The 20581-nt window shown below is 58.5% G+C and carries 20 protein-coding genes; 14 read left to right on the top strand and 6 right to left on the bottom strand.

What is annotated here, in order from left to right; translation table 11 throughout:
• Positions 1–200: 200 nt before the first annotated feature.
• Positions 201–1178, bottom strand: coding sequence for an L-lactate dehydrogenase (locus tag DW112_RS04405; protein WP_118328420.1), 978 nt, complete (start codon positions 1176–1178; stop codon positions 201–203).
• 211 nt (positions 1179–1389) lie between these two features.
• On the opposite strand from DW112_RS04405, the gene metA reads away from it, so the two are divergent.
• Positions 1390–2316, top strand: coding sequence for a homoserine O-succinyltransferase (metA, locus tag DW112_RS04400; protein WP_006235124.1), 927 nt, complete (start codon positions 1390–1392; stop codon positions 2314–2316).
• A gap of 455 nt (positions 2317–2771) precedes the next feature.
• The gene (locus tag DW112_RS04395) at positions 2772–3734 is read left to right on the top strand and encodes a hypothetical protein (protein WP_147350999.1); all 963 of its coding nucleotides are present in this window, start codon (positions 2772–2774) and stop codon (positions 3732–3734) included.
• Between the two features lie 220 nt (positions 3735–3954).
• Here DW112_RS04395 and DW112_RS04390 read toward each other — a convergent pair whose 3' ends face one another.
• From DW112_RS04390 to DW112_RS04375, 4 genes are all read right to left on the bottom strand, one after another.
• A complete protein-coding gene (locus tag DW112_RS04390) occupies positions 3955–4551 on the bottom strand; it encodes a 5-formyltetrahydrofolate cyclo-ligase (protein ID WP_118328418.1) in 597 nt (198 codons plus the stop codon).
• A gap of 121 nt (positions 4552–4672) precedes the next feature.
• Positions 4673–5002: a type II toxin-antitoxin system HicB family antitoxin gene (locus tag DW112_RS04385; protein WP_022094981.1), complete on the bottom strand. Its 330-nt coding sequence runs from the start codon at positions 5000–5002 to the stop codon at positions 4673–4675.
• Positions 4995–5258, bottom strand: a complete 264-nt coding sequence (locus DW112_RS10175; RefSeq protein WP_084591735.1) for a type II toxin-antitoxin system HicA family toxin — start codon at positions 5256–5258, stop codon at positions 4995–4997. The genes DW112_RS04385 and DW112_RS10175 overlap by 8 nt, the downstream gene beginning before the upstream one ends.
• Positions 5259–5404: 146 nt before the next feature.
• The gene (locus tag DW112_RS04375; RefSeq protein WP_118328417.1) at positions 5405–8449 is read right to left on the bottom strand and encodes an insulinase family protein; all 3045 of its coding nucleotides are present in this window, start codon (positions 8447–8449) and stop codon (positions 5405–5407) included.
• 481 nt (positions 8450–8930) lie between these two features.
• Here DW112_RS04375 and DW112_RS04370 point away from each other — a divergent pair, with 481 nt between their 5' ends.
• The 8 genes from DW112_RS04370 to DW112_RS04335 all read left to right on the top strand — a co-directional run bounded on the left by DW112_RS04370 (position 8931) and on the right by DW112_RS04335 (position 16064).
• Complete coding sequence (locus DW112_RS04370; RefSeq protein WP_117563729.1) at positions 8931–9635, top strand: GntR family transcriptional regulator; 705 nt, start codon at positions 8931–8933, stop codon at positions 9633–9635.
• 135 nt (positions 9636–9770) lie between these two features.
• On the top strand, positions 9771–10190 hold the full coding sequence (locus DW112_RS04365; RefSeq protein ID WP_117634365.1) for a PTS sugar transporter subunit IIA: 420 nt from the start codon (positions 9771–9773) through the stop codon (positions 10188–10190).
• A 71-nt stretch (positions 10191–10261) separates the two neighbouring features.
• Positions 10262–10735 (top strand): PTS sugar transporter subunit IIB, encoded by a 474-nt coding sequence (locus DW112_RS04360; RefSeq protein ID WP_117634363.1) that lies wholly within the window; start codon positions 10262–10264, stop codon positions 10733–10735.
• 195 nt (positions 10736–10930) lie between these two features.
• Positions 10931–11965: an SIS domain-containing protein gene (locus DW112_RS04355; protein WP_118328416.1), complete on the top strand. Its 1035-nt coding sequence runs from the start codon at positions 10931–10933 to the stop codon at positions 11963–11965.
• Positions 11966–12046: 81 nt separating this feature from the next.
• Complete coding sequence (locus tag DW112_RS04350) at positions 12047–12820, top strand: PTS sugar transporter subunit IIC (RefSeq protein ID WP_117563725.1); 774 nt, start codon at positions 12047–12049, stop codon at positions 12818–12820.
• A complete protein-coding gene (locus DW112_RS04345) occupies positions 12820–13668 on the top strand; it encodes a PTS system mannose/fructose/sorbose family transporter subunit IID (RefSeq protein ID WP_118328415.1) in 849 nt (282 codons plus the stop codon). Before DW112_RS04350 ends, DW112_RS04345 begins: the two co-directional genes overlap by 1 nt.
• 555 nt (positions 13669–14223) lie before the next feature.
• Entirely contained in the window at positions 14224–14889 is a 666-nt protein-coding gene (locus DW112_RS04340; protein ID WP_158571729.1) for a PilZ domain-containing protein, read from the top strand.
• A 5-nt stretch (positions 14890–14894) separates the two neighbouring features.
• Positions 14895–16064: a hypothetical protein gene (locus DW112_RS04335; RefSeq protein WP_117655660.1), complete on the top strand. Its 1170-nt coding sequence runs from the start codon at positions 14895–14897 to the stop codon at positions 16062–16064.
• Positions 16065–16112: 48 nt separating this feature from the next.
• On the opposite strand, the gene DW112_RS04330 is transcribed toward DW112_RS04335, so the two are convergent.
• On the bottom strand, positions 16113–16625 hold the full coding sequence (locus DW112_RS04330) for a hypothetical protein (RefSeq protein WP_118328413.1): 513 nt from the start codon (positions 16623–16625) through the stop codon (positions 16113–16115).
• Positions 16626–17024: 399 nt separating this feature from the next.
• Between DW112_RS04330 and DW112_RS04325 the strand changes: the two genes are divergently transcribed.
• The 4 genes from DW112_RS04325 (at position 17025) to DW112_RS09880 (ending at position 20466) form a co-directional block, all read left to right on the top strand.
• Positions 17025–17807: a hypothetical protein gene (locus DW112_RS04325; RefSeq protein WP_118328412.1), complete on the top strand. Its 783-nt coding sequence runs from the start codon at positions 17025–17027 to the stop codon at positions 17805–17807.
• 81 nt (positions 17808–17888) lie between these two features.
• The gene (locus tag DW112_RS04320; protein ID WP_118328411.1) at positions 17889–18839 is read left to right on the top strand and encodes a hypothetical protein; all 951 of its coding nucleotides are present in this window, start codon (positions 17889–17891) and stop codon (positions 18837–18839) included.
• 144 nt (positions 18840–18983) lie between these two features.
• Positions 18984–20066 (top strand): HNH endonuclease, encoded by a 1083-nt coding sequence (locus DW112_RS04315; RefSeq protein ID WP_118256699.1) that lies wholly within the window; start codon positions 18984–18986, stop codon positions 20064–20066.
• Between the two features lie 118 nt (positions 20067–20184).
• Positions 20185–20466, top strand: a complete 282-nt coding sequence (locus DW112_RS09880; protein ID WP_118256698.1) for a hypothetical protein — start codon at positions 20185–20187, stop codon at positions 20464–20466.
• The last annotated feature ends 115 nt before the right edge of the window (positions 20467–20581 follow it).

Raw genomic sequence — 20581 nt, 5'->3', positions numbered from 1 at the left:
CTCGGCGAAACCGCAGGAAACGGCGTCTGAAAAGTGTCGATGCTTCGGGGCTCGTTTTTGCTCGTTCACTTCGCGGAAAAGTATTCACCTTCGATTCGCAAGGGCGCTGCGTGAGTCAAAAAAGTGGGCCGCGCCGGGGATTTCCGGCGCGGCCCACTTAGTATCGCGCTTAGATTCGCAAGGTTGCGGCAGCCAGCGGCCTACTTTGCGTCGTAGGCCTCGGTGTCCCACCAGTCGAGCTGGGCGATGTTGTCGCGGATGTGCTGGCAGCTCTTGTGAAAGCCCTCGAGCTCGTACTCGGACAGGTCGAGCGTGTAGACCTCCTCGACGCCCTCGGCACCGATCACGCACGGCAGGGAGGTAAAGATGCCCTCCTCGCCATACTGGCCGGTCATGAGCGTGGAAGCGGAAAGCACGGCGTGCTCGTTGTGCAGCACGGCGGCGCAGACGCGCGCGGCGGAGTTGGCGACGGCGTATTCGGTGCACTGCTTGCCCTGGTAGGTCACATAGCCGCCCTTACGCGCGAGCTCCTCGACCTCCATGTGGTCAAAGGCGTACTTGTCGGGGTTCTCGGCCTGAAGCTCGTTGAGGTTTTTGCCGGCGATGGTTGCGGCCTTAAAGGCGGCAAGCTGGCTAAAGCCGTGCTCGCCGATCATGTAGGCGTCGATGGACTTGGGGCTCACGCCGACCTTCTTGGAGATCTCGGTGCGCAGGCGGGCGGAGTCCAGGCCGCAGCCCGAGCCGATGATCTTCTTGGGATCGTAGCCGGTCAGGTGCCACAGCTCGGTGCACACGACGTCGCAGGGGTTGGAGATGCTCACGAAGATGCCGTCAAAGCCGGCGTCGACGATGCGCTTGGCAAAGGTGCGGGCGGCGTCGGTGGTAAAGAACAGCTCGCCGTCGCGGTTGCCGGCGGCCAGCGCGACCTTGCCGGCGGCGTTGACGATGACGTCGCAGCAGGCCAGCTCCTCGTAGTGGTCGTAGCAGTTGACGATCTTGGTGTTGTACGGGACAAACGAGAGGGAGTCGCGCAGATCCTGGACCTCGGACGTCACCTTGGCCTCGTTGATATCGCACAGGTACAGCTCATCGGCAATGCCCTGCATGAGCAGGCTGTTGGCGACATGTGCTCCTACGTGGCCCTGGCCGACCACACCGATCTTACGCGTCTGATACATATATGTATCCTTTCGGCCGAGTTTTTCGCGTCGAACCATTGTAACGTCCTGTTGCCACTTTGCTAGGCTAAAGCGCCACAGATTTTTGGGACATGCCGTAATCTCTACTTTTGGAGTGATTTGGGCCGCTGACGGCATCGCTGGGCGATGTGCTCGCGCGGATGGGGCCGGTCGTTGTACCATAACTGCAACTGACTCGTAAGGAGCATCCATGCCCATTCGCATTCCCGACGCCCTCCCTGCTGCCGCGCAGCTCGAGAGCGAGAACATCTTTGTCATGACCGAGTACCGCGCACTGCACCAGGACATTCGTCCGCTGCGCGTGCTCATCCTCAACCTCATGCCCACCAAGATTGCCACCGAGACGCAGATCATGCGCAAGCTCTCCAACACGCCGCTGCAGGTGGAGGTGGACCTGCTGCGTACCAAGACGCACGAGGCCACGCACGTGAGCGCCGGCCACCTGGAGACGTTCTATCGCACGTTCGACGACATCCGCGACATCCACTACGACGGCCTGATTATCACGGGCGCGCCGGTGGAGCAGATGCCGTTCGAGGAGGTCGACTACTGGCCCGAGCTCTGCCAGATCATGGATTGGTCCACCACGCACGTGCACTCTACGCTGCACATTTGTTGGGGCGCGCAGGCCGGCCTGTACCATCATTACGGTATCCAGAAGTACGACCTGCCGGCAAAGGCGAGCGGCGTATTTGAGCATTATCTGGTGAAGCCGCAAAGCCCGCTGGTCCGCGGCTTTGATGACCGTTTCTATGCCGTGCATTCGCGCAACACCGATGTGCGCCGCGAGGACGTGGAGGCCGAGCCGCAGCTTGAGGTCGTGGCCGTGTCCGACGAGGTTGGCCTGTACATTGTCAAGTCGACCGACAGCCGTCGCTTTTTTGTATTTGGCCACCCCGAGTACGATACCGACACGCTGCGCCTGGAGTACGAGCGCGACGTGAAGCGCGGGCTCAACCCTCAGGTGCCGGCGCATTACTTTCCGGGCGACGACCCCACCGCCGAGCCGCGAAACGTCTGGCGCAGCCAGGCTCAGCTGTTCTACACCAACTGGCTCAACTACTACGTCTATCAAACCACGCCCTACGACCTGGCCCGCGCCGGCGAGGAGCACTAGGTCGCGGCCGTGGCCGTGACTGCCGCCGTGGCCGCCGCGTGACGAGCGTGGAAATCCGGACACACGAGCGTGGATAATCGGACGTTTGCAACGTGAGCGTGGATAATCTCCCGTTTTTGGCTCACAAGGGGTCTCAAAGCGGGAGATTTTCCACGCTCATTTTTTCTGCAGCTGCCGTACCGTCGGCATCATCACACGTTGAGTACATGCGGACTACATCGCAAACTAGGTAGTTTCGAGCCACAGCATATTTTCTTTCAATGAAGTCGGTGGCTTTTGAGGCTCAAAATGTGGAGACAGGGACCTCTCGACAACCGTTCTACCTGCAGATATAAGCCATTGGCCTAAAACATCCAAAACCGTCAGGCATTTGGTCAGCATCTGGACAGCATTTGGTCAGACTTCGCATGAAACCGTCTGGTACGTTTGCGCCGTTCCAAGAGTTTGGGGGCGACATGGCAAACATGACGGCGAATCAAAGACTCACAAGTCACATTGAAGCATGCGAGCAGCAGATGAGCTGCGTGTACGCGCGCACGACGGCGGAGGCAAAGCAGATTGAACGGCGGGTGGCGGCGGGAAGTCTCAAGGTGGTCATGCCGGGACTGTATGCGCGTCCGGAATACTGGTCCGAGCTCAAGTTTCGGCAGCGTTATCTGCATCGGGTGCGGGCGCTTGCGCAAAAGCACCCCGACTGGACGTTTTGCTCCTATACGGCGGCCGTTGTCTATGGCCTTTCGGTTTCGCATGCCAATTTGACGCACATCCATATCGCCGCGATGCCGGCGCAATCGACGACGCCAGGCTCTCAAGTCGTTCGCCATCGGTATGCTTATCGGACACGGGCCAGCGAGATGGATATTGCCGTGACCGATATCGATCAAACGATTGCGGATTGCCTGGTCGATGCATCGTTTGTCGAAGGGCTGATCATTGCGGACTCGGCGCTCCATGAGCAGCTTTTGTCGAAGGAGCATCTTGTTGAGACGGTCGACAGGCTTGGCTTGAATCGTCGCGGTGTTGTGACGGCGCGCAGGGTCGCGCGGTGTGCCGACGGCTTGTCGGAAAACGGCGGCGAGTCCAAGGCGCGTGCGCTGATGATCGAGCGCGGCTGGCAGGTTCCGGAGCTGCAAGTTGAGCTGTTCGATCCGGTTGAGCCGGGAAGGCCGTATCGCGTTGACTATTTGTGGCGCGTGGGTGACCGGTTGATTATTGGGGAGTTCGACGGATTCGTTAAAAGCGAGAAGGCGGCGGAGGAGGGCAAGCTCGCAAAGGCGCAATTTGACGAGCGCCAGCGCGAGTCGAGGCTTTCGATGCTCGATAACTGCAAGATTGTGCGCTTGTGCTGGGATGACCTAAGGGATCCGACAAAGCTCGATCGCAAGCTCAAGGTTGCCGGCGTGCCGCGTGCCTGCTGAGACGGTTACAGGGTGTTAGGCTGCACGAGCGTGGAAATCCGGACGGATGAGCGTGGGAATTTAGACGTGATTTGGTTGAGCGTGGATTTTCGGACACACGAGCGTGGATTATCGGACGTTTGAATAATGAGCGTGGATAATCTCCCGTTTTTTGCCCCCGAACAGGCCCAAAGTGGGAAATTGTCCACGCTCATTTTTGTGGGGTGCAGCGTGCCAGCCGTTAGGCGCTGATGATGTGGGGTAGCGGCAGGTCGTGGGCGTCGGTGGGGATGTGGTCGACGCGCTGTTCGTCAAAGGCGATGCCGATGATTTGACATGCGGGCGAGAGCATGGGCAGGTAGCGGTCGTAGCAGCCGCCGCCGTAGCCCAGGCGCGCGCCGGCGCGGTCGAAGGCTACGAGTGGCACGATGGCCATGTCGAGGGCCTCTGCAGACACGATAGGGAAGTGGTCGCTGTCGATGTCCATGGCCGCGAAGGCCCGCGTGGGGTGGGCGATAAACGGAGCCGAGGACGCATCGTCGACAGCAACTGCCCGCATGCACATGCGCTGGCCACAAGCTGCGGCATCAATTGCCGAGAGCATGCACGGATAGGCCACGCGCCAGCCGCGTTTGACGGCCGCAGCGGCAAACGCGGCTGGGTCGACCTCGGAACCCATCGCGGCATAGATGGCAACGGTGTGCGGCGCCGCGGCATCCAGGCGGCCCAGCAGCTCAATCAGCCGCGCACAGATAGCGGCAGACTTCGCCGCGCGCAAGTCCAAATCAAGAGCATCGCGCCGAGCAATCACCGCCCGTCGCAACTCAGCCTTATCCATCCCAGCTCCCTCTCCCAAACCTACCAAAAAGGGACAGGTTTATTTTGGCAGGTTTTATCTGGGCAAACGTCGAAGCCGCCGCAAAGGCGCCCTTTGTGGCGGCTTCGACTCGACGTTGGCTTCACAGCGCCGCAGCGATCGCTTCAGTCACAAACTTATTGAGTGACTCACCCTTCTTTGCCGCCGCCAACGCTGCTTGCTTGTGGAGCTCAGAGCCCGTTCTTACGTTGAACGAGCCCTTAAAAGCCCGCTCGGGTTCCTTGCCCTTCTCGGCGCAAAACTCAAGGTAATCGTCGACGGCGTCGTGGAAGCATTGCTCCACTTCTTCAGCCGTGGAGCCTTCAAATACGATTGCGTCCCTAATGCCGGCGACCATACCTGTTAGCACATGCTGTTCGGCATCGAACTCGACCGGGGCGAAATAACCCTTGTATGCTAAAACGTTACTCATGACTACCTCCGACATCTTGCAGAAAGCGAACGATGTTTCGAATGGTCCCCGCTGTCAATTCGTCAGATGGATGAGGCGCGTGCATTACGAACATCCTGCCATCTGATGGCCTGTAGAAGCGAACGCGCGATCCGGATGTCTTGCCTTTGCTGTCCATTTCAAAGCCATATGAAGCCATAACTTTAAGAAAGTCAGCGAATCTATACGTTGAAGGACAGCTAAGCAGCTGGGCGATGAGTTTATCGGATCGAGTCATCCCGCCTCACATTCTGCAACTATATTCTAGTTGCAATTTTGATCCGATGCAATCACCCATACTATAGAACATGTGTACGTATAGAACAAGTGTTCGAACCACTACAAAGGGGCCTGTCCCCTTTGTAGTGGTTTTGCTTGCTGTGGTTAGCCCATCAGGTCGACGACGTTAAAGCCGGCGTTGCTCTTGGCGATGACGTCGCGGCCGCCAAAGACGCAGGTGGGCGACTCGGCCGCAATGCGCGTCACGTCGGCGCCGAGCGAGCGCAGCTCACCGGGCGTGGCGGCGAGCATCTGGGCGCGACGCTCCTCGCGCGCATGCGGATCGAGCCCGGCCAGATAGGTCGTGTTGCGGCGCTTGGTGAGCGCGTACGGCTTTACCGGCGCGTCCATGCCGCTCACGCAGCTCACGATAAAGCCCTCAAAGGCGGCCCCGTCGGGCTCAAAGCTGCCGAGCCATTCGCCCGCGCGCGCCACGCGCTCAATCGAGGGATCGATTGCCGGGTCGCGGTAGGTGTAGAACGCCGTCTGGCGCTCGCCGGCTGCGCGGAATCCGCAGCCGTATGCACCGCCCTTCACGCGAATCTCGTTCCACAGGTAATCGTAGGAGAGCGCGTTGGCAGCCACGGCCCAAGCGCCTGTCACGTCAATGCCTAGGCGACGCGGGTCGCACGCGCTTGCCGCAAAGCAGATGTCGCTGGGGATGACAAAAGCCTCGTGGCGATTGCACGGCGTCGGCACCACGAGCGCATCGCGGCCGGCAACGGCACTAGCGTCCGCGCCTAGCCCCAGGTCGCCCGCGGCATCCCAGTACGCGTCAAAGTCCTCATCGCTGCCGGTAAAGCTCGCCATGCAGCCATCAGCCACAAAGATACGCTCCGCCAGCTCGGCAAGCTTGGCGCGCAGGTCGTCCAGGCGCTCGTCAAAGTGGTCGAGCAGATCGCGCAGGAACAGGTAGAAATCCACGCCCGAAAGTTGCTCGCGCACCACGGCCGAAGGCGAGCTGTAGCTCATCGCGCGACCGAGCGCCGCCGAGTGTCCGTTGTTGATAAATCCCTGCTCAAGACCAATGCGAATCTGTGTGAGCACGTCGCGCACGCGGTCGGCGTCGGCGTCCGCCAGCAGCGTGCTCGACCACACCTCGCGCGGCAGGCTCGCCAGCGCGTCGATCTTCTCGGACAGGGCGCCGGCGCTCACCAGCAGGTAGGGGCGCGCGCCGTCCACGTCGGGCTGCGTCATAACTTCGGTCGTAAAGCTCAAAAAGCCCAGCTTGCCGGCGATCAGGTTGTCGAGTTCCTCGGCCGAATGCTCGCGCGTGGGCAGCTGCTTGAGCAGGCGGCAGAGCAGCGTCACATAGGGCAGGTCCTCAAACGCGACGCAGCTCAGGTCGAAGTACTGCATGGCGTAGGCCAGGCGGTTGGTGGGGATGCCGTGGCGCAGACAGGGGATGGGCGCGGTCGTGTCCACGACCAGCGGCGGCTCGGGGCGCGCCTCGCCAATGTCGGACACGCGCAGGCGCGGCAACGTGGCCTTGGCCTCGGGCGTGTCCTCGGCCTCCTGCGCGGTGCGCAGCGCGGCCGTGCGCTCGACCACATCGGCCAGCTCGGCATCGGTCATGGCATCGCGCTTGGCTGCCAGCTCGGCGGCCTCGGCACCCTCTGCGCCCTCGGCGGCGTCCACCGGCGCCAGCTCGACCAGAGCCATATGGTCGTTCTGCAGCACCAGCTCGCGCAGCAGGTCCTCAAAGTAGCTGCCGTCCAGCTCGCCACGAAGCTCCTCGTACACTGGGCCGTACTTGAGCGCCAGCGTCGCGGCGTCGTCATCGTAGAGCCAGGTGCTCAGCGCGTCGCACGCAATGGCCACGCCGTCGGCGATACCGTAGTCGCGCTGGCGCAGGTCGTATTCGTTGCTGCTGATGATGGCCTCCAGGCGCTCGCGCGGAACGCCGTGCTCGCACAGGTCGCGGCAGGCGTCCTGGAACACGCGGCGCAGCTCGCGCGCCACGCCGGGCTGCGCGTTTTGCAGCATGATGAGCTCGTAGGGCTGCAGGCTCTCGGCCGCGGTGTAGCTCACCACGTTGCCGCCCAGGCCGGCGGCCAGAATGGCCTTCTTAACCGGCGCTTCGTTGGAGCCCAGCAACGCTTCGAACAAGATGTCCGCGGCGATTGTGCGCTTGCGGTCGAGCGCGCTACCCAGCACAAGGCCCAGGCCCACCAGGGCGTTCTCGGGCGTGGTGGCCATCTCGACGCGCTTATACTCGCAGGTCACAGGCGCCTGCACGTCCAGCGGATTGGGCGCCAGCGTGGACGGGTCGTCGCCGGCGGCGACGGCAGCGTCCATGCGGCGGCTCGCGGCGCTCGGCTGCGACAGATAGCGCTCGTCCAAAAAGGCCAGCGCGCGGTCCACGTCCAGGTCGCCATAGAGCGTGATGTAGGAGTTGGAAGGGTTGTAGTGGCGCGGGTGCGTGTCCAGGAACTGCTCGTAGGTGAGCGCGGGAATTGCGCGCGGGTCGCCGCCGCTCTCGTGCGCATAGGCAGTGTCGGGATAGAGCGCGGCGTTGACGGCGTCGTCCAGCACGCTCATGGGGTCGGACAGCGCACCCTTCATCTCGTTGAACACCACGCCGTTATAGCGCAGCGTGCCCTCGCGCAGGCTCGCGGAGCCGCCCTCGCCCTCGCCCTCGACGCTCTCCGGCAGGTCCAGCTCGTAGTGCCAGCCTTCCTGCTCAAAAATGGTGGGCTTGGTGTAGATCGCCGGGTTGAACACCGCGTCCAAGTACACGTCCATCAGGTTGTACAGATCCTGCTCGTTGGTGGTGGCAACGGGGTAGATGGTCTTGTCGGGGTAGGTCATGGCGTTGAGGAACGTCTGCATGGAGCTCTTGATCAGGTCGACAAACGGCTCCTTGACGGGAAACTTGGCCGATCCGCACAGCACCGAGTGCTCAAGAATGTGGAACACGCCGGTGGAATCGGCCGGCGGCGTCTTAAAGCCAATGGCAAAGGCCTTGTTTTCGTCGTCGCACGCTAGGTGCAGCAGGCGAGCGCCCGAGGCGGTGTGGCGCAGCACGTAAGCGTCTGCGTCGAGCTCGGGCACGGTCTCGCGGCGTTCGACGGTAAAGCCGTGGCAGGTGGTTCCGGGCACCAGCAGCGCGGCGGCAGCGGCGCGCGGGTCGGTTGAGGTAGTGGACATATGCAGTCTCCTTTGACGCCCCAACGGGGGCGAATCGAGTCGAATCTCCGAGAGTATACCCATATGGGGCCTTCGACCAATCTGCCGGATGAGCGTGGATTTTCTGGCACACGAGCGTGGAAATTCGGACGTCTGCCGCACGAGCGTGGATTTTCGGACGAAATCGGCCGCCAAAAGCCCAAAAACCGTCCAAATATCCACGCTCGCGCGTCAAGTACGTATCTCTCACCTCACATTCATCTCTACGACGAGGGATGAATGTGAGACAGGTATAAGATAAAAATCAATCGGCTTATCGGATGCATATACCGCCATCAGATTGAAGCTGTATGCGGAAATGGATGGACTCTACACCGCTTACGCAAAATAACCCCTCGTTTGCTAAAACATTATAGGAAATGGCGTGGAGTGCTAAAAAGTTCTAATACAATATAAGTCATTTATCTATAGGCTGCTGATTCCTTGTAAAGGTATGGTTGATATGGTTGAGGCAAATAGCGTTATCCCCCTGTACAAACAGATTGTTCGTGCGCTTTCTGATTCAATCGCCAACGGCACGTACCGCCCGGGAGATAAGCTTCCGACCGAGGCGGAGCTTATCGAGCAATTTGGCGTGAGCCGAATAACGGTTCGCTCCGCAATTAAAGAAATGGAAGATGCTGGGCTTGTTGAGAGGGCCCGCGGCAAGGGCACGTTCGTTTCGTCGGACACGCAGATGTATGCCGCGGACGACCGTGAGAGCTTTACCCATTCGTGCCAGCTTGCGGGCAAACAGGCGTCTACCAGGGTTCTCGAAATGGGCTGGGACTTCCCAAGTCTGCGAGACGCGAAGTTCCTGGGCGTAGACGATACCCAAAAGGTATTGCGTAGCCGTCGTCTGCGCCTTGTGGATGGCAAGCCCACGATGCTGGAAACCAATAGCTATTCCGCTGCGCTTTCTTTTTTGGAGCATGAGTCCCTCGATGATTCGCTGATGGCGGTACTCGATCGCCAGGGGATCAAGATGGGTCCCAACACGCGTACGCTCGAGGTCTGCTATGCGAGCGAGCTCGAGGCGGCATACCTTAACGTGGAGCTGGACTCTTCGCTGCTTCTGTTTGTCGATAGACGTTATGCCCCAAGTGGCGAGCCGCTTTTCATCTCCCGTCAGGTGTACTGCACCGAGCGACTGAAGTTCTATTTGTAAATTAGCGATAGATTGGTCGATTTACCGACCAATTGTTACCGTTCGCGGATTTGGAAAATAGACACACCACGTAGGGTAGATTGCTAATATACTTTGTTATGACAATATAGTACGTCCTATTGGTATTGGAGAACTATGAATAAGATATTGCTAGCGAGTCATGGTTATCTCGCCCAAGGCATGAAAAGCTCTCTGGAGATTCTGATGGGCACCAACGACCGAATCGAGTGCCTGTGCGCCTATGTCGATGACGATTCAAGGGACGTCGCGGCGTTGATTGATGCATGGATGGAGACGAGGGACCCTGCCGACTCTTGGTTTGTCGTGACTGACATCTTTGGCGGCTCTGTAAACAACGAATTCATTCAGAGGCAGACCGACGGATCGTTTACGTTAATCGCTGGAATGAACTTGCCGCTGCTGGTGGAAATGGTTACACAGATGGACTCCCTGGATGCGGACAAGGCCAAAGCCGCGGTCGAGGGATCGCGTTCGTTTATTCAGCTTTGCGAGGCGGCGGACATGCTTGCCGGCGCCGAGGAAGAAGAGTTCTAGTTAGTTCTGGTTCGAGCCCTAGCTAGGGGCCACACCTGTCATTCCCTTTATCACGTGCGGAGATGATAACGATGATTAAGCTTACGAGAGTTGATTACCGACTGATTCACGGCCAAGTTGCCATGTCCTGGACTCACGCTTTGGATGTAGATTGCATCTTGCTTGCCAGCGATGCTGTGGCAAAAGACGACATGAGGAAGGCGGCCTTGAGGCTCGCCCGCCCCAACGGCGTTAAACTCGTCATCAAGGATGTTGACGCTGCTATCGAGGCGCTCAACAGCGGCGTTACCGACAAGTATTCGCTGTTTATCATCACTGAGACGATTGAAGATGTCTATCGTCTCGCTAAGGGTTGCAAAGACATCAAAGAGATCAATCTGGGCGGAACCCGAAAGACCCCTGAGACCACGCTTCATCCGACCCCTGCGATCTTTGCGACCGAGAAAGATGCCGAGCATATCCAAGAGCTCCTGGGCGATGGCGTGGCCATCGAAATCCGTCAGGTCCCCAATGACGCTAAGGTGTTTGCCAAGGACGTTTTCTAGCCGGAAACACGTTGATGCTCGGCATTTATTGAACCAATGCTCTATGCCTATGCCCGTCGATCATTTGATCGGCGGGCTTTTTATTAAAGAAAAATCAAAAAAAATCTGAAATAGTTCTTGCATAGTTAGTTATATAAAGTATTATAACGTCATGGGATGAATGAAGGGTTCATCCAAGTGAGTTAGGAGTAAGGGATGTTCAATTTCGATGAGCCTCGTTACGAGAAGGTTGTGAGCGATGCCCTCGCTCTCCGTCCTCAGATTGAGGCTGCCGTGGACGAGGTCTGCGAGCAGGGTTATTCCAACATCTTCTTCATCGGCTGCGGCGGCACCTGGGCCCACACGCTCCCGATGAAGTATTGGGTCGAGACCACCACGGCCGACGTCGATGTCCACTGCGAGATCGCCGCAGAGTTCCTCGCCTGCCCGCCCAAGACCTTCAACAAGGATTCTGTCTGCGTCTTCTCCACCCGTACCGGCACCACCCCCGAGATCATTGAGGCTGCCAAGTTCTGCCAGGAGCAGGGCGCCCGCACGCTGATGTATGTCTCCAACGACAACACCCCGGCCACCGAGTACGCCGATTACAAGTTCTTCAGCTTCGCCGAGGACGACGTTCTGTGCGAGGCCATCTACACCTACCAGATCACGCTGGTCGCCCGCTTCCTCAAGAACGCCGGCGCCTTCCCCAAGTACGACACCTTCATGGAGGAGTTCGGCAACATCGCCCCGTACCTCATCAAGGCCAAGGACGCCCAGGACGAGCGCTGCGCCGCCATGGCCGAGGACTTCAAGGATACCGACTACCACATGGTGATCGGCTCCGGCATGCTCTGGGGCGAGGCCTACGACTACGCCATGTGCATCCTCGAGGAGATGCAGTGGATCAAGACCAAGTCCATCCACGCCGCCGAGTTCTTCCACGGCACCATCGAGCTGTGCGAGGAGGGCACGAGCCTCATCATGCTCTACGGCGAGGACGACACCCGTAAGCTCATGGACCGCGTGGACAACTTCACTCACATGCTCGCCGACGAGAAGGGCGTCCATGTCCGCGTGAACAAGTTCGACACCGCCGAGGTCGAGCTGCCGTTCAGCGACCCCGAGTTCCGCAAGATCGTCTCCCCGATGGTCACCTACACCATCACCGAGCGTCTGAGCTGCCATCTCGAGCACGTCCGTAACCACCCGCTCACCACGCGTCGTTACTATCACCAGATGAACTACTAATCCTCTCAAATTGCTGCGGTTGTCTGCAGGCGAGCTGCGCAGAATGCCTCGCCTGCAGACCTGTTTCTGGGGTTGATCGAAATGGTTGTCCAGTATCTTCTAGTTGCACTGGTCGCATTTATTGCGTCCATGGACGAGCAATTATTTGGCATTACGATGCTTGGTCGTCCGCTGTTTACGAGCCTGTTTGTCGGCTTGATCCTTGGCGATGTCCAGCAGGGCGTTATCGTCGGCGCTGCTTTGGAGTCCATGTTCATGGGCGCCATCATGGTCGGCGCGGCGGTTCCTCCCGAGGTCTATGCCTCCGGCGTGCTTGGCTGCGCGTTTGCCGTCATTACGGGTACGGGCACGGCAACTGCCGTCGCGCTCGCCCTTCCCGTCTCCGTCTTCCTTCAGGTGTGGCGCAACTTCTGCTACGCCGTTCCGGGTGCCTTTGCCTGCAAGAAGATTGAGACCGCTCTGGCAAATCGCGATCTTGCCAAGGCGAATCTGTACCATCTGACCATCGTGCCGCTGTCGATTGGCATTCCGTCTGCACTGCTGGTGTTTGGCTCGCTGTTCTTTGGTGCCGACCTTATCAACAATGCGCTCAACGCGATTCCGCAGTTTGTGATGGACGGCCTCAACGTTGCGTCCGGCGTCATGGTCTGCATCGGCTTCGCTCTTCTTATCAGGACCATGGGCGATAACAAGCTCCTTCCCTGGCTGTTCCTGGGCTTCATTATGGTCATCTACCTCAAGATGGACGTGGTCGGCGTCGCCGCAGCTGCCATTTGCGTCGCGCTGCTCCTGGCCTTCCGCGAGGGCTCGTCCGGTCCGCAGACGGTTGCTGCAGATGAAGAGGAGGACTTCTAATGGCTATCCAGAACGCCGACCTCAAAGAGGCCAAGAAGGACGCGATTATGACTCCCGATATGTATCGGAGCATGTTCCTTCGCCAGTTTACGAGCCAGTGCTCGCAGTCGTACGACAAGATGATGGCAATGGGCTTCATGTACACCATTCAGAAGCCCCTGCGAAAGATCTATCCCAACGACGACGATTACTATGCGGCGCTCGATCGCCATACCGAGTTCTTTAACATCACGCCTCATGTGCTTCCGTTTGTAGCCGGCCTAACGGTTTCGATGGAAGAGCAGGCGGCTGCCGATAAGAACTTCGACACGTCCTCGATTAACGCCATGAAGGTCGGCCTTATGGGACCGCTTTCCGGCATCGGCGATTCGTTCTACTGGGGTACGTTCCGCGTGGTTGCCGCCGGCATTGGTATTGGCATCGCTTCGACGGGCAACCCGCTCGGCCCCATCGTGTACGCGCTCATCTACTCCGTGATTAACTTTGCAACGCGTATCGTCGCCGCCCATCTGGGTTACGACTTGGGAACCAAGTTTTTGCAGCAGTCCGAAGAGAGCAACCTTATGTCTCGCATGACGCATGCTGCCGGTGTTCTCGGAATGACCGTTATCGGCGCCATGATTGCGGCACAGGTCTCGCTGTCCACGGCTTTGACCTTTGACGTGGGTGGTTCGGAGATTGTCCTGCAGGATCTGTTCGATTCGATCTTCCCCGGTCTGCTGCCCTTGCTGGCAACGTTCGCTTGCGTTGCCCTCTATAAAAAGGGCGTCAAGACCATTTGGATCATCTTGGGCATCTTCGCAATCTGCATCATCGGAACGGGCTTGGGAGTGTTCGCGGCGGCGTAATGTTGACTGCTATGCTCGCGCGTTGGATAACTAACTGACCGTTTGAAAACGGGGCTCGGCGTAAGGCCGGCCCCGTTTTTTATTTGAGGGATTTTCCGACCGTCCAAAAAATCACACTCGTCCATCACTCACGCATCTCTCATCTCTCATTCGTCACTAATGCGAGAGATAACAGAAAGACGAGAGATAAATATGAGAGATAACAATGCTGCAAGGTGGCTAGGGGATCGAGTCAAAGTTCCCGTATACATGAGTTTACCTGCGCGAACGTGATTTGGTTGAACCGATAACGGCATTTTTGTCTCTCATCTCTCACTCATCTCTAAGCTGAGAGATAAATGAGAGATAACTGAGAGATAGACAGACAGACGGACTGTCGGGGGCATGCATCGCTGTCAGATTAATGCCGCGCGCGGAGCAGCTGCACGTTCACCCGCGCCCTGCATCCCGCCATTTCACGCGCTGCACATCGAAACCTCCAGCAAAGCAGTTACAATAGCCCAATGTGCATCGCGCACGACGATGATATCGGCGCCCGCGACTGGGGGAGACAACATGGCAGAGCAACAGATAACGCCGGGGACCAAGCTGCAGGTGGCATTCGACGTGCCCATGGGCCAAAAAACCGACTTCAACATGCTCGCCACGTACAAAGAGAACCTGGACGACGCGTACTTTCTTATGAGCGCGCCCATGCTCGCCGGCAAGCCGCTGCTCATGGACGAAAACCAAAAGCTGCTGCTGCAATACAAAGTGGGCGAGGAAACGTTCGTGCTCGCCGGCTACCCCGAGTCAGTCGAGAAAAAGGGCATCCGCACCTACTGGAAAATGCGCAAAGTCGCCGAGCAGCGCACCTTTGTCAAGCGCCGCGACGAGCGTTTTAAGGTCGCCATGCGCCTGACCTACCAGCGCGACAACGAGCCGACCCCCGAGCCCGAGGACGCCATGACCATCGACGTCTCGGCCGGCGGTCTGGCCGTCTACCTCAACGATTATCCCGACGTGGGCGAGGCCCTGTCCGTGCAAATGCCCACGATCCGCCTGCAGGGCGAGCGTCACGAGCTGCCCGAGCAGCTGGGCATCGTGTGCTGGGTGCGCCGCGCGCCCAAGGGCAGCCTGTACCGCAACGTCTGCGGCCTGCAGTTCCGCTACGCCGACGACATGGAGCGCGAGCTCGTCAAAGAATATGTCGGCTACATTCGCACCAAATATAAGATCTGATCGCCATGGCTCTGTTCAAGCGTAACGACAACAAAGATCAAGCTGCCGAGGATTTGGCCGAGGGTTTGACCGAGGACCAAGCCGAGGACGCGCTACAGGACGCTCCCGGCGCCAACGCCGAGGACGCGCCCGGCGAGGACTCCGCGCCCGACCAGCCCCCCGCCTCCCGCAAGCGCTTCGGCAAGCCCAAGTCCAAGCCCAAACCCAAACCCAAGCGCAAGCCCAAGCGCGACTTGCGCGGCGTGGTGCGCATCGAGGAGCTGGAGCAGGCGCTGGCCGACCAGGACCTCGACGACATCGACCCCGACGCGGTCGTGTCCATGTACATGCCCAAGCGCCGCATGGAGCGCATCGGCACGGCGCTGCTGCGCATGGACAAGCTACAAAAAGCCCTCGTGGTGCTGGCGCTTGCCTTTGGCGTGCTGTTTGCCCTGTCGTTTATGCAGGAAAACATGGGTAACTTCACCATCAACCTCAACCGCCTGGAGCTGTTCCGCCGCGGCGTGGCCATTGCCGACAATGGCGACTTTAACAACGCCACCGCGCGCCTGGCGGCCGACGCCGTGGACAACGGCACCAATATCGCTGCCGACGACCTGCCCGACAACCTGGATAACATCGACGGCAGCCACAACGGCAAGAACTATGTGGCGTACACCTTCTATATCCGCAACGCCGGCAAGACCGATCTGGGCTACAGCGCCAAGCTCAAGGTGGTCAGCGCCAGCAAGGGCGTGGAGAAGGCGGCGCGCGTGCGGGTGTACCGCAACGGCGAGCCCACCACCTATGCGGCGGCAACGGCCGACGGCAGCCCCGAGCCCAACACCGAGCCGTTTGCGTCCAAGGACGTGGTGACGACCATTAGCCACAAGAACTTTCGCGTGGGCGATGTGGACAAGTACACCGTGGTCATTTGGCTGGACGGCGACGACCCGGAGTGCGTGGACAAGATCATCGGCGGTGCGGTGGAGTTTGGCTTTGACTTTGATTCGTCCGAGACCGACGACTCGAGCCTGTTCATTAAATTCGTGCAGGATATTGCCGACACCCTGACCGGCAACGACCCCATTAGCGCGAGCGGCAACGAGGCGCCCGATTACTACAAGGAACACAACGTGACCTGGAGTAACCGTCGCAACCAAAAGAACTCGCCCGCGGGGGACGGGGACAAGTAGAACGAAGAAGCGCCGGGCCGGGAGTGATTTCCCGACCCGGCGCTTTTGTTATGCGGAGGCGTTGTCGGCGGAGGTAGCGCCGTTGCCAGCGGCGTCGTCCAGCAAGAACAACCGCAACGCGAGCTTGATCGCGTAGCCCGGTTTGACCTGCACCGGATCTCTCATGCGCTCGCCCAGGTCGCCGCAGTAGGCATAGATGTCGCGGATCAGATCCGCGCCCGAGAGCGTGAACATGTAGCCCGCGTCCGAAAGCGCGTTGGGCGCTGCGGGCAGCCCCGCGGCCGCACAAAAGCTCGCGAGGTCGGAGCCCATGACGGCCTTGTAGTCGATCGCGGCGCCACGGTCCCGGGCGGTCTGCTCCTGCTCGCGGGCATATGACAACGCCGCCGCCAGCACAAAGCTGGGTGTGGGCGCGTTGACGTCGTCGGTGGTGGCGACGAGCTTACCGGCCGCTTGCGTGACCAGCCAGGCAACTTCGCGCTGACAACGAACGGCTTTGCGCGTCACCGGCTTGATCGATCCGGTAGAAACGCTTCCCTTGGGTTGATTGGCGGCAGCCATAGAGTCCTCCCGGCAAATAGCCCGCATAAGCAGGCAGAAATTACACGTGCTACATCAGTATAGCGGGTGGGGAAGGGCTAGGGCGAAGCTCGGCGGAGGGCGAATGTGTGCGTTGGCATGGCGCTGCGGTCGCAAGGCTTAAGAGGGGCTTATGACTGCGCGGGAGAGAGATCAAATAAGGTAAACGATGTTCATGTAGCACCGCATATAACCAGAGGTAGACCTATGAATCTGCCGGAATGTAGGCTGCCGAAAACTCATAAGGAAATCGTAAGAATTATGGTATTCTCAATTCCATGTCTAAAGGATGGGCAAGCAACATCCAACACGAAAGCGCGGGCTCCCCTTCCGGGCTTCTCGAGGGTCATCTGGGATGAATGGGGAAAGAAAGGGGTCCGTATGGATACCAAGGCATTAAAGAAGCAGATGGGCGCTGCCATCGCTATGGTCCTCGTGGCAGCCGTAGCCCTCGGCTCCGCCACCTTCGCATGGTTTGTGACGAACAACAAGGTCGAGGCCACCACGAGCACGATTTCCGCTCAGTCGAACGCGGCGTTCATGAACATTAAGTACAACGAATCGGCAGTCACTTCAGATAAGCAGGCTGATGTATCCACTTTGGGCAACACTCCGCTCTACCCGGCGCAGTGGGCTAATAACTTCAGCGCTGATGGCAATAAAGCTGTAGGTGCTGGCGAATATCAGTTTGAAACTGCATTTGCCCAGAAAGTTGACGCGGCGGCCATGGACGCAACTTCCCTGAAGCTTGTGGGCGATCCCACGAAGGCTTCGACGGCTAATGAAAAAGGCAATAAATATGCCGTCGCGAATCTCTTCAATATTAGCTCCAAGGGTTCCAACCTTACCAACCTTAAGGTGACCGGTGCGTCTATTAAAACGAACGACAAGGGCAATGCTGCCCTTGATGACGCCCTTCGTGTTCTTGTTGTCTGTGGAACCAACTGGGCTGTTTGCAATAAGAGCGGTGTTGTTCAATCGTCTGGTGCTACCGACGGTCTGCTTGCTGATACCGTGACGGCTGGTCAGGACACTGCCGTTTATACGTACGTTTACTACGATGGCAATGTAGACAACGTTTACACGAATAACCTCGGTAGTCTCAAAGATGCATCTGCCAAGATTACGCTTACGTTCAATGCTGAGCCTCAGAACAACGCTTAATTCTCGCGCATACATGTGAGTGGGTTTGAGGGCGGAACCCCAACGGTTCCGCCCTTTCTATTTTAAAAGGAGGTGACGGCTATGGCCAAAACTGTTAGGCGACTTAAAGCCGATATTCTGGGCGCGGCACTTACCGTCATCGTTTCGTTTGTCGCGTTGGGTGCGGCCACCTATGCGTGGTACGTTTCCAACAACACGGTAAACGCGACAACCTCTACAATCAGCGCTCAGGCAAACGGCATGGTCCTCCAAATTGCGTCCGGCCCAAATGCCATTCATGACGGTAGCGATCATCAGACGACCGCCGCAAGCACTGGCCATGAGATCAGTCCGTCTTCCACGGACGATGCCCATAGCTGGTTTGTACCAAAATCATGGAATGGTACAGATGTGAGTGGTTACCAGAAGGCAACGATTTCTAAGCAGCTTGAGGGTTCCTATACGCTCAAGGGAGATACCGAGACTTATTACGCCTATACGATGGCGGAATATACGCTCTACACGATTAACCAGACTGGCGAGGCTGACGTCTATCTCGACAACAGCAGCTCGAACGGTCCCGTTGTTGTGACTGCGTCGGAAGGCGCTTCGAAAGATTGGTTTGACAAAATCAAAGGCAGCCTTCGTGTTGGTCTGCTGATTAATGACGAGCTCAAGGTTGTTTATGCTCCGGTCCTTCCGACAGGCAAGGGAAACGATGTTTCTGCTACCGAAGGCTGGAGTTGCGTGAATCCCGACAGCCTCTCGGTGACCATGGCGCCGTCCTATGCCCATGTGTGCGGTGGCAATATGATTGACCAGAACAGTAAAAACTGGGGAGCAACTGGAAGCGGTGACTCCTACGTAAAGCCGACGGGCGACGCTCAGATGCTCGCTCATGTTGGTTACAGCGGGACAAACTTCAAGGTTGTCATTTGGATGGAAGGCACTGACAGCGATTGTCAGAACATGTCCGGCCTCGATGTTGGTGAAGGAAGTCCGACCTTCGATGTAACGGTTAGCCTGGTCGGCATCGTGCCTGACTCTAAGTAGAGGCAAGACAACAATTAAACTGCCTAAAGGGGCCGCTTCGATTGAAGCGGCCCCTTTTTTTGTGGCTGTCCGCTGGAAGCACTTTGTCGCATATCGCTCGGGGTCGGCGATAATGTGAAGAACTGTTCTTCCTGGAGGTTCCTTATGGACGGCATTGCTTCTAGTGTTCCGCTGATTGCTCGGCCGAGTTTCGACCGCGCTTGCAGCGTTGTGCCGTCCGAATATGTTCAGGCTTGGGAATGGTTCTTGCGCGAGGAGCAGCGTGGCGGCCTATGGGACAAACTCCCGCATCGCACCAATGCCGATAGCCCTCAATATCCCTTTCGCCTGACGATTGATTCTGAGCTCTTTCCGGTGTCGCGCGATTCGGGCATCTTTTGGCCTGGTCGCGGGCGCGTTAATCAGCCGCGCGAAAAGACCTTCGCCCTTTCGGTGCACAATTCCAAGCGCGGCGCCTACCCCGATGTTCCGCCGCTCTATCTTGAGGACGGCACGTGGGTGCTCAAGTACTCGTCGCAAAGTGCTTCGGTCGAAAACTGGCGCGACCAGGACTACAACCAAAAGATGATCAACTGCATGGAGTGCGGCGTTCCCGTTGGCGTGTTCTTTGCAACGAGCGCCGGCTACAAAGTGCTGGGCCTAGCGTTCGTTGAGCGTTACGAGCCCGAGAACAGCTGGTTTGTGCTGCACGGTCCCGTCCACAAGGGCGGACCCGATGCGCGTTTCTTCCCTGATATGAGCTACATGAAGGACGCTCCGGTCGCGGCGGAGTTTTCCGGCACTCCAGCGAGCGACGATGAAAAGGTCCGTTATGCGTTGCGTCGCGAGCGAATCGGCCAGCAGCGTTTTCGCAATCAGCTTTTTGAGGCTTATACCGGTCGATGTGCCGTCTCGGGCTGCAATGTGGATGAAGCTCTCGAGGCCGCGCATATCGAGAACTACTCGGGTCCCAAGTCGCAAGTTGTCAGCAACGGTATTCTGCTGCGCCGTGACTTGCACTCGCTGTTCGATGCTCATTTGATTTCGTTTGAGCTGGTGCGTGGCGACTATCAACTTTGCGGGTCGTATCTTCTGCGGCATACGGACTATGCGGCGTTTGCAGGGTCGGTGTTGCGTGAGCCGGACGAACATCGCCTGCGTCCCAACGCTCGATTCCTCGAGGCTCATCGTGCCGAGTTTGATTTCTCGGAATCGCGGCGCCGGGCGGAAGCCGTTGCTCCGTATTAGCTGGGCGTGGCCCGTCGCAACCCAATCATGTCGATTGATCGGATCGCGTCGCGCCGCAACGAGAGCCGCACGATCCTGCCATCCTCTTCTCAACAGGTAAAACAGGAAAGGGGAGACCATGGGATGGCGAAGCGATATCGCGCGCGGCGCATACGGTAACTTACCGCGCGTTTTGATGGATCGGAGCTTATTTCCGCTCATCGAGGCCAGCTGCAGCCAAATCTGTCTGCCCTGTCCTTGCTGCGGTACAGACCTTCCGTGCCTAGACATCACCTTCATCGATGCCCGCGATAAGCACGCCACCGACCCGCGGGTTCGAACGGGCCTGCGCCTCCCGGTCTATCCTCAGCAATGCCCGACCTGTGGATGCGCCATTACCTATGACGATGCGGACACCTAATTGCCTGATGGCGAGCGAGGATTTTTGGACGATCGAAAACCGAGCGTGGATAATCTCCCGTTTTTGGGCTGAAGGGCTGTCAAAAACGGGAGATTTTCCACGCTCAGCCGTTTCT

Origin of the sequence: Collinsella sp. AM09-41 (assembly GCF_003473245.1) — a bacterium.
Taxonomy (GTDB): domain Bacteria; phylum Actinomycetota; class Coriobacteriia; order Coriobacteriales; family Coriobacteriaceae; genus Collinsella.
Note: the sequence above shows the minus strand (reverse complement) of the source record. Positions and strands in the feature narration are given on the sequence as shown.

What these genes read in the sequence shown, in the direction of transcription:
- DW112_RS09880 (WP_118256698.1), top strand. Translation starts at nt 20,185, where the DNA reads ATGGGATGGCGAAGCGATATCGCGCGCGGCGCATACGGTAACTTACCG.
- DW112_RS04340 (WP_158571729.1), top strand. Translation starts at nt 14,224, where the DNA reads ATGGCAGAGCAACAGATAACGCCGGGGACCAAGCTGCAGGTGGCATTC.
- DW112_RS04355 (WP_118328416.1), top strand. Translation starts at nt 10,931, where the DNA reads ATGTTCAATTTCGATGAGCCTCGTTACGAGAAGGTTGTGAGCGATGCC.
- DW112_RS10175 (WP_084591735.1), bottom strand. Translation starts at nt 5,258, where the DNA reads ATGACTCGATCCGATAAACTCATCGCCCAGCTGCTTAGCTGTCCTTCA.
- DW112_RS04370 (WP_117563729.1), top strand. Translation starts at nt 8,931, where the DNA reads ATGGTTGAGGCAAATAGCGTTATCCCCCTGTACAAACAGATTGTTCGT.
- DW112_RS04405 (WP_118328420.1), bottom strand. Translation starts at nt 1,178, where the DNA reads ATGTATCAGACGCGTAAGATCGGTGTGGTCGGCCAGGGCCACGTAGGA.
- DW112_RS04320 (WP_118328411.1), top strand. Translation starts at nt 17,889, where the DNA reads ATGGCCAAAACTGTTAGGCGACTTAAAGCCGATATTCTGGGCGCGGCA.
- DW112_RS04325 (WP_118328412.1), top strand. Translation starts at nt 17,025, where the DNA reads ATGGATACCAAGGCATTAAAGAAGCAGATGGGCGCTGCCATCGCTATG.
- DW112_RS04385 (WP_022094981.1), bottom strand. Translation starts at nt 5,002, where the DNA reads ATGAGTAACGTTTTAGCATACAAGGGTTATTTCGCCCCGGTCGAGTTC.
- metA (WP_006235124.1), top strand. Translation starts at nt 1,390, where the DNA reads ATGCCCATTCGCATTCCCGACGCCCTCCCTGCTGCCGCGCAGCTCGAG.
- DW112_RS04315 (WP_118256699.1), top strand. Translation starts at nt 18,984, where the DNA reads ATGGACGGCATTGCTTCTAGTGTTCCGCTGATTGCTCGGCCGAGTTTC.
- DW112_RS04345 (WP_118328415.1), top strand. Translation starts at nt 12,820, where the DNA reads ATGGCTATCCAGAACGCCGACCTCAAAGAGGCCAAGAAGGACGCGATT.
- DW112_RS04395 (WP_147350999.1), top strand. Translation starts at nt 2,772, where the DNA reads ATGGCAAACATGACGGCGAATCAAAGACTCACAAGTCACATTGAAGCA.
- DW112_RS04360 (WP_117634363.1), top strand. Translation starts at nt 10,262, where the DNA reads ATGATTAAGCTTACGAGAGTTGATTACCGACTGATTCACGGCCAAGTT.
- DW112_RS04365 (WP_117634365.1), top strand. Translation starts at nt 9,771, where the DNA reads ATGAATAAGATATTGCTAGCGAGTCATGGTTATCTCGCCCAAGGCATG.
- DW112_RS04350 (WP_117563725.1), top strand. Translation starts at nt 12,047, where the DNA reads ATGGTTGTCCAGTATCTTCTAGTTGCACTGGTCGCATTTATTGCGTCC.
- DW112_RS04390 (WP_118328418.1), bottom strand. Translation starts at nt 4,551, where the DNA reads ATGGATAAGGCTGAGTTGCGACGGGCGGTGATTGCTCGGCGCGATGCT.
- DW112_RS04335 (WP_117655660.1), top strand. Translation starts at nt 14,895, where the DNA reads ATGGCTCTGTTCAAGCGTAACGACAACAAAGATCAAGCTGCCGAGGAT.
- DW112_RS04330 (WP_118328413.1), bottom strand. Translation starts at nt 16,625, where the DNA reads ATGGCTGCCGCCAATCAACCCAAGGGAAGCGTTTCTACCGGATCGATC.
- DW112_RS04375 (WP_118328417.1), bottom strand. Translation starts at nt 8,449, where the DNA reads ATGTCCACTACCTCAACCGACCCGCGCGCCGCTGCCGCCGCGCTGCTG.